Here is a 14,733-nt window from a genome sequence, read left to right on the forward strand (position 1 = left end):
AGTATATTAAGCATACTCATTTCCCCCTTGCACTAATTTGCTCATAAAAATGTAGTTTAAGTCGGTTGAAGCTTCTTCTTCATATAACTTTTCAAGTGTTCCTTCATAAACAAGCTCACCCTGGTGAATCATCGCCACACGGTCACACAGCAGTGTCACTTCTTCAACGATATGACTTGAGAAAATAATTGTTTTGCCTTCGCGCTTTAGCTGATGCACAAGCTGACGGAATACGTTTGAGGAAGTGATATCAAGGCCTGTTGTTGGTTCATCGAATAAAATAATTTCAGGATCATGTAATATCGTGCGGGCAATTGCCACCTTTTGACGCATTCCTTTTGAAAAACCGCTAACACGACGGTCTAAATAGTCCCGCATACCAAACATTTTTGCAAGCTTTTCAATTCGCACCTTCGTTTCATGCTTGCCTAAACCGTAAAGTGAAGCAAAGTACTCTAAGTTCTCACGTGCAGTTAAGCGATCGTAAAGGCCTGTTTCACTCCCGAATAATACGCCCAGTCGCTTTTTTACTTCTGCTGACTGTTGTACCGTGTCATACCCCGCTATATGAATCGTGCCACTTGATGGTTCAATTAATGTTGAAATGGAACGAAGTAGTGTCGTTTTGCCAGCACCATTTTCACCAAGTAAGCCAATTACTTCTCCTTCCTGAACGTTTAAAGATACATGCTTTAGTGCCGTTACATATTTTTTCTTATCCTTAAATTGTTTTGTCACTTCATGAATTTGTATCATATTTGTCACTCCTGCGCTTATTTGTTGTCTTTATGTTACAAAGAGAACGGGATGCTGTCTGCAATGATGTCGCGAAAATGCCTTTTCTTGTTGCGAAAAGGGATAATTATTGTTCGTCTACTCAGAAAACCTGAAATAATGTAAACTTGTATTTATATAGAGGTGAACGTATTGATAAGAGTTGGACTTGTTGATGACAGACAAATAGATTTAGATAAATTAAAAGCCATCATCGAGCGGATAGAGCAGCTGGAGGTAGTATTTGCTACGACAAATGCAAATGAAGCATATGAAGAAATAAAGAAGCAATCGATTGATTTACTGATTGCAGATATTGAAATGCCAGATTTATCGGGATATGAGTTAGCCGATATTATTTATTCCCATGCATTGCAAATAGCGGTCATCTTTGTAACTGGAAATAGTGGCTATGCCGTCCATGCCTTTGAGTTGAATGTACATGACTATATTATGAAGCCTTATTCAAAAGAGCGGTTAGTGTCATCAGTAGAGCGGTTACTTGCTAAGCATCAAAAGGCGGAGTTAAATGGGCGTTTATTTATTAAGCAAAAAACGGATATACATATTGTACAGAAGAAAGACATCATTTTTATTGAACGTTCAGGGCGAGCAACGACCATTTTTACGAAAAATGGTCCTATTAAAACATACCAGACATTAAATGAATTAGAAGGTGAACTACGAGAACGCTTATTTATACGTTCTCATCGTTCGTTCATTATTAATATTCAATACATCACTAACTTCTCGTTATACGCAAAAAATTCTTATCTAGTATTATTTGAAGGAATTGAGGAGAAAGCAGTAATTACAAAGGAAAATTTAGATTATATCCAACAACATTACTTCTGAGGTGAGGCTTTTGCGAAATCGAATCTTATATATAGGTCTATGTATCACACATATAATGCTGGCAACAAATGGTCTGCTGCCATTTGGGGTATCTAGCATTATAGCAATTGTGATAGCAGCAAGTACTTGGAAGTTTGTACAACTCGATAAGAGCCTATGGATTCACTTACTAATCATCGCAGTATATTTCATCAACGGAGCCAAAATTGTAAATATTGCATTGTTAATGTGTGGTGCGACAATCTTAATTTATAGTACTGTGATGCAACGGCGACTAATGATTCAAACTTTAAATCCAAATATGGATGTGCAGCTAAAACAATTCAATGAAACCTTTCAAATGGTTCGAAAAGAACGTCACGATTACTTAAAACACGTAGCTGCAATTCAGTATTTACTGGAAAAAGAACAGTTTGAGGAAGCCAAAAGCTATATGGCGAATCTACTAGATAACTATGAGGTTACGAATTTATCAATAAGAGGGGAGCTAGGCGCCATTGCCTCTGTCCTTCATGCAAATTACAAACAAGCGCGGACTGAAAACATTGCCATCAATTATCAACTAGACGTACCGGTCTCTCAATTACCGATTGAGTCATCACAGCTAGTAGTGTTAGTTGGAAATATCCTTGAAAATGCGGTAGATGCTTGCAGTGAATGGCAACGTGAAAGCGGAGAACAGGGCTTTATAGAGCTAAGTTTACAAAAACGTAGTGGGCTCTATTTGTTATCATGTCAAAATAGTACACTTCCTTTAGAGAAAGATATTGCTGATCAACTGTTTCTGAAATCAGGAATATCAACCAAAGCGCATCATACAGGATTAGGTACCTCAATTATTCAAGAAATTGTCTATAAACATCATGGATTTTTAGATTTTACTGCAGAAAAAAATACATTTTCAATCACTTGTAAAATACCAAGTGTCGTTTGAAATGAGGATCTAAGTTGATACTAGTGAAAATTAAAAGAAATTGATATTTTTCTAGATAAAAAAGCTATTAGACTTTTAACTTCAGGTTTTTTATTTGTCCTACTATCATATATTTTCTATTCTTCATAATAGAAAATTGAAGAACCTAATAATATGGACATAAAGGGCTGACCTAAATGAGGTGGTTATATGTTTTGTAGTAACTCAGAACGGTAAACCGCCAATTGCTTGCAGGCTCAAGGGCGGTTTACTTTTTTTGATAACTCGATAACAGCAACAAACAAGCTTGATAAGCTTATCGTAATTACTAACGCTTGAAATACGCTCACACAAGCACCCTTTACGCCTTGGATTCTCTATAAAAGAGGAACAAGAAACGGGAATGCTAATCACCCTTGAGTCATTCTAATCTTTACTTCTACTTTTCTATCACAGGTCCTTCTAAAATACGTTCCTATTATTATGCTTTGAATGTAAACAACGCTTCAATATCGTTCTGAGCTTCCTTCAGCAATCGATAAAATTCTATCCTCTTCATATCTATTCCAATTGTTCCTACCAATGTTTTTTGTATAATTCGGTATTTTCGTTATAGGGAGTTCGATTAATTCAGAACATATTGGTTTCACACTTTTAAAGATTTCGAATTATTATCAATCCGGTATTTCTTTATAATGAGAGCAGCATGTAAAAATATCATTTCTCCTCTATGCCCTTCCTTATTAATACTTTTTGTTCGTGTATAAACATATTCATTCCACATTAAATAACTCATCTCTTTATTATTCATTCTTTTCTCTCCATAAAAACACCCCCATACGATCCCAATAACCATAGTTAATGGGATTCGCATGAGGGTGTTCCTCTTCAAAGTGTATTATTTTATATTTATATATTAGCAAATATACCAAGTAGTGTACATTTAACTTTCAAGAAACCGATTACGATTTACAGTTCTACAATGCCTCTTTATTTTTTTTTCTATAATTTCATATTTGAAACTAGCACACCAAATTTTTTATTGGTAAACTAGTTTTTGAGTTCTTGAAAAAGATCTATTACTTTGACAGGAGATTCATTTATGGAACATTCTGGAAGTTGGACTGAAAGGTTCAAGAAATTCTTCTTAAACAATAAATTCGTTGTGTTTTTATTGATTTTATTACTTATCGGTATAAATATACTCGTATACACAAAAGTCTCGTTTATTTTTACACCAATCGAGGTATTAATCAAAACTGTTCTCTTGCCTATTATCCTGGCTTCTGTTGTTTTTTATTTGCTTAACCCGATCGTGGACTTTCTTGAACGGAGAAAAGTAAAGCGAATTTACTCAATCATCCTTCTTTTTTTAATCATCATCGGGATTATCACCATGTTAATCTTGTCTGTTATTCCGTTTCTTCGTGCGCAAGTTATGAGTCTCATTGATAATTTCCCAATGTATTACCAAAAGATGGAGGCGCAATTTGAACACTTAATTGGAAGTAAGTTTTTTGACAGAATACAAAATACAATTGAGATCAATCCAACTGATATTATAAATAAACTTTCTGAACAAGCATCGACCATATTGAACAATACTTGGCAAAACATTGGGTCATTCGTAGGTGTCGTTACTGAGGTTGTTCTTGCCATTGTAACATTGCCATTTATCTTGTTCTATCTGTTAAAAGACGGGAAGAAGCTCCCCCACTTTATTCTTAAAATGGTACCAACTGCCTTGCGTGAACAAACCTATAAAGTCATGACAGAAATGAATCACCAAATCAGTTCTTATATTCGCGGGCAAATCATTGTAAGCTTCTGTATTGGATGTTTATTGTACATTGGCTACTTAATTATAGGAATAGACTATTCATTGCTGCTAGCCGTAATCGCCTCATGTACGAGTGTCGTTCCATATTTAGGTCCAGCGATCGCAATAACGCCTGCATTAATTATTTCACTAGTTACTTCACCTTATATGTTATTAAAACTAGTCATTGTGTGGACAATCGTTCAATTAATTGAAGGAAAATTCATTTCTCCGCAAATTATGGGGAAAAACCTTCACATCCACCCTATTACAATTATCTTTGTTATTTTAACTGCGGGTAATTTATTTGGCGTTCCCGGGATTATCTTAGCCATTCCGGGCTATGCTGTGTTAAAAGTGATTATCATTCATTTATTCGAATGGATGAAAATGCGCTCTCATTTGTACGATTAATTCATCCAAAATAAAAATCCGGTACCTGCAATGAATAGGTATCGGATTTTTATTTACTAGAAGGGTTAGCGCCAGGAAATAGATGTTATCTTAACTTCGATGTGAGAACTATTAGAATATCAATGGTTCTCACATCGTTTACATGTATTCATTGTAAATTTTGATTTTTTAAAAGTTGATCATTTTATCATGTCAACGTTCGCTTATTAAGTTTTTAATTCCTCCTCAAGAAAATCAGTAATTCTCTCTTCTGAAACAACTTGAATGCCATTTCTTTCAAGTAGAGCAGTTGTCACTCCATTTCCAACAATTTTCTTACCTTTAAATTCACCGTTGTAAATCATTGTACTTCCGCAGGAGGGGCTAAATTCCTTTAGAATAACTACTGTGGCGCCAACCTCTTGAGCTTTTCTCAGTGTTGATTAGGCTCCTTTTATATACAGTTTTGTAACGTCCTTACCCGATTTTTCGATCACTTTAGCCTTACCATCAAGGACATCTTCCCCATTACCACCAACAATCTCAGCTGGTTCTCTTGGTGTTGAAAAACCGCCAAGTAATTCTGGACACACAGTAATTGCTAGTTTATTTTCAATCATTTGACGTATCTTTTTATCAAAACAATGCGTACCATTATATCTTACCTCTAACCCTGCTAAACAAGAGCTAACTAATATCATTGATATTACCTCAATCTAATACTAGCGTATTTCCTTCTTCAACTAAATTGAATCCGTACAATAATAATGTTATTAATCTCAAAGTTTATCGTAAACCATTCCACGTAATTTTTAATAATTCATCCTTCAAACATTTGTTTTCATCTTCAAGCTTTTTTATTCGGTTATTTTTAGCATCGATAAGCGAATCTTTACTGGCATCCGTCATATTACGTTTTATGGTTTGCGATGTATTTACCCCTTCTTGCTGCTTCCGTAATCCGCTCCATCTTTACAGAGTCCAAATTAAGGCGTATATATTCCCATTCAATGATATCTTTATTTTCAATATCCGTAAGTTCAACTTTAAATGGTCATTTATTTTCAATGTCAATTCGAAATATGCCTTGTTTTGTAGTTTCTTCCCACGATTTACGCGATTAAGAAATCTGATATTCTCCAACCAGTAGCCCGAAGTAATACAACAATCAGTATGTTCTTTGATGTTTTAAGATCTATATTAGAAGTTTAAGTTGTTATTTAGTTATTATAGAACTATAGATATTGCATGTCATCTGGGTCCTAGTAGGCTTGCATAGTAATAATATTACTGTTGGAATCAAAGGTCATTACGTCTGTAACATCGATACGAAGTGAGCCAACCTCCATTTGTTCATGAACCGGAAAAGTAATCATTGCTGCTTTACCGTAGGAGCCCCATGATGATGCCAATAGTTCTAGTTTATTTCCTCCTGACAAACTTTTGGAGTAAAACTTCCTTACCTCCTTCCTTCCTATTTTTGGTGGTGTCCCAACAGGATCTTCCACCCTCGCCTCATCTGCGAACAGCGACATCAATTATTATTGACAACCTTTGCTATCCACCATAGAAAAGAAGGCGTAAATTTTCGCCTTCTTTTTACGTACTATCAAGTTTTGCAAAAGTCTCTCTAACTCTTGTTTCACTAACCCTCGACGTTACTTTAAATAAAATAAAGCCCCCGTTTGTTTAAGTGTAATTGTTCACAATCTGTGCATTTATCTCCACTTATTACAGGAATACTGCCCCTTTTGCAGAAGAAAGCAAGGCTCTAGGTTAAAGAAAAATTAGATTCACTCAAGTCAGCTGATTTTGAACTGAGTAAGTATCGTCAAAAAATAACCAACCTCCATTTAGACAAAAAAACTGCACCTCGATGGTTGGGTCAAACCATTAGATGCAGTTTTTGTAGGCTGTGTTTAAGAGGCAATATTCAAAGATAAACGTACAATGGCAGAGTCCCTTTTTATACCGGATACCTTAATCCGCTGATTGAAGCACCGAATGCCGTGATGCCATGCTGGACAATACAATCGTTGCAATAATGGCGATGAGTACACCGAGTGCCCCGAACCAGGTAATAGATGCCAAAGAAACTCGGTTAACGATCAGCCCGCCAATTCCTGCACCGACAGCCATGGCAAGCTGCATCATGGAACTGTTCAAACTCAGCATGACGCCCGAGGATTCAGGAATAAGCGAAATCAAGTTAAATTGCTGCGCCGGAGCGGATGACCATGCGGCAAAAGACCAGAGGATCAAAATGGCGAATATGGCAATAACCGACTGTCCGACTAAGGATAGCAAAATCAACGAAATGACGTGAAGCACCATCCCTGATACGAGCGTATATTTGATGCCCTGTTTATCCGCGCTGTAGCCGCCGACTTTCGAGCCAATCAAACTGGCAATGCCGAATACGAACAGAGCTGCGCTAATTAATGATTCATTTAAATGAGTCACATCTAGCAGAAAAGGAGAAATGTAAGTATAGGCGAGGGAATATCCTCCCAGCCAGAAAAAAGTAATCGCTAAAGCAACCAATACCTGAGGTTTTTTTAACAAAGCAAATTGTTTGATCAAAGGGACAGGCTTGTCGCCCTGCATACGTGGAATAACCGCAGCAACGACAAGCATGGCGATGACCCCGACAATTGCGATGGCCAGAAATACCGTTTTCCAACCAAAAGCCGAGGCTACCATTCTGCCGAGCGGGACGCCGATAATAAGCGATGCGGTTATGCCCATGGTGACGTTGGCGATGGCGCTGGCCTGCTTACCTGGTTGAGCAATTTTGGCGGCGATGCTGAGCGCGTTAACTGTGACCACCCCTGCTCCTAACGCCGTAATGATTCTCGCGGCAATGAAGAAACCGAAGCCGGACATTATAAATGTTAGTAGATTTGCTGCAATAAAGAGGCCCAGCGAATAAAGGAGGAGCTTACGCCGGTCCATTTTGGCTGACAGCGCCATCAAAATAGGCGTGCCGACCGCATATGCTAGGGAATAAACCGTAATGAGCTGACCTGCTGCCGCAACGCTAGTTCCCAAAGTCTCTGCGATCCGGTCCAATATCCCGGAAATGATGTAATTGGATGTTCCAACTAAAAAACTGATCAAGGCTAGAACGTAAACTTTCCATGTGTTCTTCATAATTCACTCTCCTGATATGTTTAAATAGCTATATTGTTAAAAATACAGAAATTATTCTGACGTTTTGTTAGATGTCCGGTACTGTCCGTTCATAACAAACAAAATGCTCGTACTGGCTGGATATTATGACTTCCCAGAACAGTACGAGCATCTACGTAAATTGCAGGTAAATGATTGCACCGCCGTATAACGAACGGTACGTACGGTGGTGTGAGAGGTCGGCTACACAACTAATGGATAGCATCCTACTTGATTAAACCTTTGTTTTGGGTTAATCGAGGATTGGGTCAGCCTCTTCTAATTAATACACAATTTCATTTTCATCACGTTTTTCGTATAATTCCCAATACTTCTCTGCGATTAAATTGGAGCATAGTAGGTATCTGGTTTTACAAAACCAGTAACAATTACTGAACCTACAAAGATCCCTTGTTATATAATTATATGTTTTTATAAAACTTTATAGATTTGACATAACAGCTAGAGCTAATAAAATTCATTCCCCTAAAAATAGTATCCGGATACAATTAGATTTCAACTTATTATTCTTGCTGTATATCTGTAGTTTATGTTATATATACATATAACTCAAATACATGTATCGTTATGAGGTGATAACAAAATGGTTATGACAACTAACAATTTAAAAATCTTTATTAAAGTTGCCGACAAAATGAGCATTACAGAGGCAGCAAATGATTTATATATATCACAACCTGCTGTTAGTAAAGCTATTAAAAACATCGAAAATGATCTTAATGTAAAGATATTTCATCGAGATAAAAAAACAGGACTTATACTTACAGATGTAGGAAAAGAAGTATTACTTCTTGCGAGACAAATGATGAATATTGAAAATAAAATTTTTCAAATTTCAAATAGAGAAAATAACTTGCTTGGTGGAGGAGTAAAAATTGGTTCTTTTCCAGCTGCATCAACTATTTTTCTTTCAAAAGCAATTGCTTTATTTAAAAAGAAATATCCTTTAGTCAGTATCGACCTAATGGAAGGTTCACCAAATCAGATAAACAAATGGGTTGAAGAACGAGTGGTTGACTTTGGAATCGTCTTGTCTCCTATTGAAGGATATGAATATAAATTTCTTATTCAAGATAAGATGGTTGGGATATTACAGGATCAACATGAAGTGAAAAATAATATAGATTTAATTGCTCAACAGAATAACTTAATATTATGTAAAGCAGGTTATGAAAAAGTCGTATCTGAGATTTTTAAAGATAACAAAATTAACTTAAATAATAGTTTTATTGTCCAAAATGCTGACACATTAATTAATTTGGTGAAAAATGGCGTTGGAATTGGTGTTATGTCTGAGTTTATCTTAAGTTCAATTTCCCACGATTTTGTAATTTGTAGTATTCATCCTCCAATAGAGATGGAAATAGGTTTGATTGCTCATTCTTTTAAAGAATTAACTCCTGCAGCAGCGGCGTTTGTAAACGTTATAGAAAATAATAATATTAATTAACTCAACTTTCGCACCTAAAATATCAGCTAAAACCCTTGAGGTTGTAAGAAGAGTTCAACATATTTATCATTTTGACAAGAAAGGTGCGAAAAGTGCATTCATTTTATACATTAATATTTCCTCATTATACTGGACACATAAAATTATTAGTACCTGCTATATATTGTTTTGCATTAACAGCTAATATTAATTCCAGATTATCAGAAATAAATTAAAAATTCTAAATATCGAAGTGGATTACCTTAAAGTAAAATTTAGAGAAGAATATATAGTAGATATTAAATAAACAACTAATATAAGCTGATTTTCCTTTTTAGGATAATCAGCATTTTTATATTTTGTGAATAATTTACTTAAACTAACCTGCCCGTTACTTTAAGTACTTATTTTCACAATCTCCTTTAAAATGTAGCTTAGAAATCTAAATTTTCATTAAAAGAGTTACTCCACAATCTGGCTCGTTTGTTGAATAGAATGAATCGCATTTTTTAACAACTTTATTATTTTTTAAAAGACTTTATTGTAATTAAATAACTTAATTATCTTGTACTTTATTTGTAAAAAATTTCTTTTTTATGTCTTAACAATGCAAAGTATGAGAATAACTAATTTTAGAATAGAACCATTTTCATCTATCATTTTATTTGAGGTGGAAAAAAGATGCCCTTTATAACTGTAATTGGTCAAGGTACTTTTGAAGTGGAAACGGGAGAAAAGTTAGTCCTAGCTTTGGAAGATAACGGTATTAACATTCTTCATCGCTGTGGAGGAAAAGCAAAATGTACAACTTGTAGAGTGGAAGTTATGTCAGGTGATTATCTTGAGGTCACTAGCAATGAAAAAAAAGCTTTTGAGGCAAAAGGATTGAATGATCAATTATTTGATGATTATCTTCGTTTATCTTGTCAAATTTTTGTAAATGGAGATATTACTGTTCGTCCTATTATGACCGTAGAAAACTCGGGTCTTACTGTTGGTCCAAGACCATCAGATTAAATTATGCAGAAGTATATTTAATGATCTACAGTTCAAATCGCCCAGGTAGGTTTCAGTCCAGGAATTACACTATTTTACGTTTCCTGAACTATGTAACCTGTTTTTGGGGTTCAACGTACAACTATAAAGTTAAATTTAAAATACAATACTTCAGTAATATTTCCTAATTTACAGGATTTTACATCAAAGCATTCCATTTCATTATATATATTAGTTTCTTCAGGGACAATAATATTGGATTATTGCCTGCAAGCTTCATTCTAAAGCCTAATGCACAAGTAGGAGGATAAATTAGTATCCTCCTACTTGCTTATATATTTACTTTTATCGTAAACTTTTTAATGCGCCGCTCCAAGCAATCACTTGGTCTAACATAAGATTCACATTATTAAGATGTAATTCAGCTGGTTTAAAGGTACTAAAGTTTTCAAAGTCAGTAAATAAAGATAAGGTTGGATGTGTACGAACGTCTGCAACTTGAAGTTCACCTAATATTCCACGTAAATGTTCAGCTGCACGAGCACCACCTGTTGATCCATAACTTACCATTCCTGCAGCCTTGTTGTTCCATTCTGCATATGCTGAATCAAGTGCATTTTTCAAAGCACCGGTTATACTGTGGTTATATTCTTGGACAATAAACACATACCCATCTAAACTTGCAATTTTTCCTGCCCAATCTTTAGCTTCTTCCCCAGTACCAGTTCCCAAAAATGGCAAATTAAAATCAGCAATATCTAATAATTCATAATTCGCATCGCCACGATTATCGGCAATTCCTTTAACCCATTCTCCCACTTGTGGACTTACTCGCCCTTTACGTGTGCTACCTAAAATGATTCCTATATTTAACTTTGCATTTGTCATTATTTGTACCCCCAATATTAGTCAATCCATTGATTATTATTTGTTTGAACCCCATGCTTATACACTTATCCAAAAACTTTAGTCAACACATTCCCCCTTTCAAAGTTAATCAACTAGTCGATAAACTTACTTATATTCTTTTTAGGAAATAAGCAAAAATAAATTCGATTATAGACGTGGTAGTAGGCACAATAAAGTATCTTTCAATCCCCTAAATATGTGTCTTATTTATAACTTCAAATTTTATAAAACATTATTTATACCACTTTAGATTTGAACCGAATACACAATTACTCTTTTTGTGCCTGCGTCCGTTTTACCAACATTACTAGAATAAAAGAGATACATGCTCGGACAAAACCATACATAAAAGCATTTCTTACACCCAAAATCAGACCTTCTGACATTTGGGCGGGTGATGATAGATTTGAAGACTGCTCTAGAAAGACAAGCTGTCCAGATGTCATAATACCAATGAAATATGCAACACCTATTGCACAAGCTATCTGAGATAGTGTATTTAATATAGCCGTACCATGTGGATAGTAACGTGGAGGAAGCTGGTTAAGCCATTAAGCGAAATCATAATCGGCAGCCTCTTAACATTAGTAGCAGGCTACGTGTTAATCATTGCTTTTTGACTACTCCCTTCCCGAAATGTTTGCCAGCATAGACTTATTGGCGGCCGAAAATTGTACCCGATATAGCACCAGTATTCCAATAGTCAAAAAGCACATGACAACAAAAATGTTACTAAACACATAGGCATTTTCATTTGTCACAAATGGATTTAGATGTAGGGCAATTTCCTTTGTGTCGAGGATCTTTCCAATGACACTCATGGAAATTGCACCAGATATGAAGTTCAACATGGAGAATAACCCCATCCCTACCCCGACCTGCTCTTTAGCTAAAGTTTGAGAAATCGTATTAGACATAGTGATCTGCATGAAAGTTTGACCGACGTTCCCAGCTATTAAAATAACTGAAATGACATAAGGTGAATATCCGACAAAGAATGAGAGTAAAACGAAACATAGTAACAGCATGATTGATGCAACGGACAAAAGAAAACTGTTTCCACGCTCATCAGCCAATATTCCACCTTTACGTCCCAACATAGCTGAAATGATTGCTGCTGGGAACAATACAAAACCTATACTTCCTGGATTCAGATTATTCAACTCAGCCAAATACTGGGGGGTCATAAATGTGATACCGAAATTCATCGATGTTGTCATAAATGCAATGAACAATCCGATCGAATAGCTTTTATTTGAAAAAATACTTGGTTGTATAAACGGATTCGAGGCAGTCTTGATTCTCACGATAAATAAAACCAACATGATACACCCGATAACAAACAACGGCCAATTGCTTTGGGTTATCGCTAATAGAAACAACGCCACAGTCCCTGCCAGCAAGCTTCCTCCCAAAATATCGATTTTACCTGCTTCACTTTTATCATCGTCCAAATATTTACGAAAAAGAGGGAGCGTGACCAAAGTTAAAAGAGAAAATAAGAATAGAAGCCTCCAACTACCAAAGCTTGAGATTAGTCCTGCAACTACAGGACCTAGTGCACTCCCTAGAGCCAAACCGATTGCGGATGTTCCTAGTGCTCTTCCACGATTCTCAGGTGGAAAATAACGAATAGGAATAATCATTGCTGTAGCAGGTAAAACCGCTGCTCCTGCAGCTTGAAATAGACGTCCAAGAATAATCATCCAGTATTCAGCTGCTAGTGCGCCGGTGATCGAACCGATTGCAAACAGAAAAAGCCCAAAAGTTAACAAGTCTTTTAGCCTGTATCTGTCCGCAAGCTTACCATAGACGACAGAACCGATTGCATAAATGACCATATAACTAGTCATTACCCAACTAACCTGCGACGGAATAAGATTGAAATCTTTACCTATAATTGGCAGAGCAACATTAAACATTGTGCCGTTCATAACAGAAAATACTAATGCAAAGACAAGAACTCTCAGTAATTTATCAGAATTTTCATTAGTTATATGATTCATAATACCCTCACCCCTTATTATTTAATTATTCAACTTTTTAAGAAATAGATTTAGATACCCTCTCTGAAAAGGTTGTATACGCAATTAATTAACCACCTTATTTTGAATGGTTTTTTTGCAATTTTATAATACATTAGTTGCTTATGCAACTAATATTAAAATATAATATAAAATGATTCAAGTCTTTTTTTATGTTAAAAAACGGAAATAAAGATTAAAATGGTGATTAGTATATTACTTTTGTATAGTATTATTACACAGGAAAGGGGGATAAAAATGTTCACCGATAATAAGGAGTCAATTGGTCGTTGGATTTCATTACTACATAGATACGGTAATGTATATATAAATGAACAATTAAAAGAATATAGTCTAGGTGCAGGTCAATACCAATTCCTAGCTATTTTATATCAAAATGAAGGATTATCCCAAGATGAGATAGCATGTTTATTAAAAATGGATAAAGGGACAACTGCCCGAGCAATCGCAAAATTAGAGAAAGAAGGATATGTAGTTAGAAAGGTTTTTAATGTGGATAAAAGAATAAAAAAATTATATCTCACAGAGAAAGCACATGCGTTTGAATCAAAGTTAACTTCAATTTTGTTAAGTTGGATAAATATTATCACTAAAGATTTGTCAGTGAATGACCAAGAGTACGCTTTAAGGCTACTTAAAAAAATATCTTTAAATGCGGAAGATTACCTTGATAAAATGAAATAACAACAAGTGTAATAACTATTGCTTGATTTAAAAAGACGTTGAAAATCAACGTCTTTTTTTATTTTTAAATAGTGAAGAACTTCTATCATTAATATTGGGTTAATAATGCAGGTCGAGTAGAAGTGTCTAGGTACCATTAGTTTATCAGTTTTTAGTAATTATGATTTTAATCAATTTAAGTTTTAAAAAAACGGTAATACTAATTTAAATAATTACAGTTAAAGGAGCAAATTTATGTTTAATTACAATAAAAAAATAATATTCTCCCTTGCAATGGTAATCATTCCTTGGCTGTCAGTTCCTTTCATGGGGAAAAACTCATTTTTTAGGTTCTTGCCTGTAGCAAGTTTTACCAATTTGTTTATAAGTTTACTTAGCGTAATCGCAAATAAGAAAAAATGGTGGATAAATAAAAATCCACTGTCTCCAGGTCTTGTTGATTTCACTTATATTTTAGGACCGTTTTTTGTAGCAACACTTTGGATTTTTAAATTCACCTATGGCAAATTCCCGAAATACTTAATAACAAATATAGTATTAGACGTTATTAACGCCTACCCTTTTGCCCAAATGTGGGAAAACATTGGTATTTTTAAATTAAAAAAGATGAATCATACTGTTTGATACTTTATTTGTGTTGGCTTTGCAATTGTTATTTATGGATTTCAATACATAATAGAAAAAACAATTAGGAAAGCTTCTACTTCAGTTGCTGTATGCGGAA

The 14,733-nt window shown here is 35.1% G+C and carries 13 protein-coding genes and 1 pseudogene; 7 read left to right on the forward strand and 7 right to left on the reverse strand.

Annotation, left to right across the window (positions count from 1 at the left end; genetic code table 11):
• Positions 1–6: 6 nt before the first annotated feature.
• Entirely contained in the window at positions 7–756 is a 750-nt protein-coding gene (locus ASU02_RS17140) for an ATP-binding cassette domain-containing protein (RefSeq protein ID WP_057765838.1), read from the reverse strand.
• A 171-nt stretch (positions 757–927) separates the two neighbouring features.
• Here ASU02_RS17140 and ASU02_RS17145 point away from each other — a divergent pair, with 171 nt between their 5' ends.
• Entirely contained in the window at positions 928–1,629 is a 702-nt protein-coding gene (locus tag ASU02_RS17145) for a LytR/AlgR family response regulator transcription factor (protein ID WP_057765840.1), read from the forward strand.
• A 10-nt stretch (positions 1,630–1,639) separates the two neighbouring features.
• Entirely contained in the window at positions 1,640–2,563 is a 924-nt protein-coding gene (locus ASU02_RS17150; protein ID WP_057765842.1) for a sensor histidine kinase, read from the forward strand.
• A gap of 625 nt (positions 2,564–3,188) precedes the next feature.
• Here ASU02_RS17150 and ASU02_RS17155 read toward each other — a convergent pair.
• Positions 3,189–3,416 (reverse strand): hypothetical protein, encoded by a 228-nt coding sequence (locus ASU02_RS17155; protein ID WP_057765844.1) that lies wholly within the window; start codon positions 3,414–3,416, stop codon positions 3,189–3,191.
• A 228-nt stretch (positions 3,417–3,644) separates the two neighbouring features.
• Between ASU02_RS17155 and ASU02_RS17160 the strand changes: the two genes are divergently transcribed.
• Positions 3,645–4,775, forward strand: a complete 1,131-nt coding sequence (locus ASU02_RS17160) for an AI-2E family transporter (RefSeq protein WP_057765846.1) — start codon at positions 3,645–3,647, stop codon at positions 4,773–4,775.
• Between the two features lie 206 nt (positions 4,776–4,981).
• Here the strand turns inward: ASU02_RS17160 and ASU02_RS17165 are convergent.
• The 3 genes and pseudogenes from ASU02_RS17165 to ASU02_RS17180 all read right to left on the reverse strand — a co-directional run bounded on the left by ASU02_RS17165 (position 4,982) and on the right by ASU02_RS17180 (position 7,907).
• Positions 4,982–5,455, reverse strand: a pseudogene (locus ASU02_RS17165) (DUF523 domain-containing protein).
• Positions 5,456–6,016: 561 nt separating this feature from the next.
• A complete protein-coding gene (locus tag ASU02_RS17175) occupies positions 6,017–6,292 on the reverse strand; it encodes a nuclear transport factor 2 family protein (protein WP_157684526.1) in 276 nt (91 codons plus the stop codon).
• 442 nt (positions 6,293–6,734) lie between these two features.
• A complete protein-coding gene (locus tag ASU02_RS17180) occupies positions 6,735–7,907 on the reverse strand; it encodes an MFS transporter (RefSeq protein WP_057765848.1) in 1,173 nt (390 codons plus the stop codon).
• A 622-nt stretch (positions 7,908–8,529) separates the two neighbouring features.
• Here ASU02_RS17180 and ASU02_RS17185 point away from each other — a divergent pair.
• Both ASU02_RS17185 and ASU02_RS17190 read left to right on the forward strand, forming a co-directional pair.
• Complete coding sequence (locus ASU02_RS17185; protein WP_057765850.1) at positions 8,530–9,396, forward strand: LysR family transcriptional regulator; 867 nt, start codon at positions 8,530–8,532, stop codon at positions 9,394–9,396.
• A 660-nt stretch (positions 9,397–10,056) separates the two neighbouring features.
• A complete protein-coding gene (locus tag ASU02_RS17190) occupies positions 10,057–10,392 on the forward strand; it encodes a 2Fe-2S iron-sulfur cluster-binding protein (RefSeq protein ID WP_057765852.1) in 336 nt (111 codons plus the stop codon).
• A 324-nt stretch (positions 10,393–10,716) separates the two neighbouring features.
• Here the strand turns inward: ASU02_RS17190 and ASU02_RS17195 are convergent, their stop codons facing one another.
• Both ASU02_RS17195 and ASU02_RS17200 read right to left on the reverse strand, forming a co-directional pair.
• Positions 10,717–11,259 carry an NADPH-dependent FMN reductase gene (locus ASU02_RS17195; protein ID WP_057765854.1) on the reverse strand — a complete coding sequence of 181 codons (543 nt, stop codon included), beginning with the start codon at positions 11,257–11,259 and terminating at the stop codon, positions 10,717–10,719.
• Positions 11,260–11,900: 641 nt separating this feature from the next.
• Positions 11,901–13,286 (reverse strand): MFS transporter, encoded by a 1,386-nt coding sequence (locus tag ASU02_RS17200; protein WP_408607284.1) that lies wholly within the window; start codon positions 13,284–13,286, stop codon positions 11,901–11,903.
• 276 nt (positions 13,287–13,562) lie between these two features.
• Here ASU02_RS17200 and ASU02_RS17205 point away from each other — a divergent pair, with 276 nt between their 5' ends.
• Positions 13,563–14,009 (forward strand): MarR family winged helix-turn-helix transcriptional regulator, encoded by a 447-nt coding sequence (locus ASU02_RS17205; protein WP_057765858.1) that lies wholly within the window; start codon positions 13,563–13,565, stop codon positions 14,007–14,009.
• Between the two features lie 234 nt (positions 14,010–14,243).
• The gene (locus ASU02_RS17210) at positions 14,244–14,633 is read left to right on the forward strand and encodes a hypothetical protein (RefSeq protein WP_057765860.1); all 390 of its coding nucleotides are present in this window, start codon (positions 14,244–14,246) and stop codon (positions 14,631–14,633) included.
• Positions 14,634–14,733 lie beyond the last annotated feature (100 nt).

It is taken from the genome of Cytobacillus praedii (assembly GCF_001439605.1).
GTDB lineage: Bacteria > Bacillota > Bacilli > Bacillales > Cytobacillaceae > Cytobacillus > Cytobacillus praedii.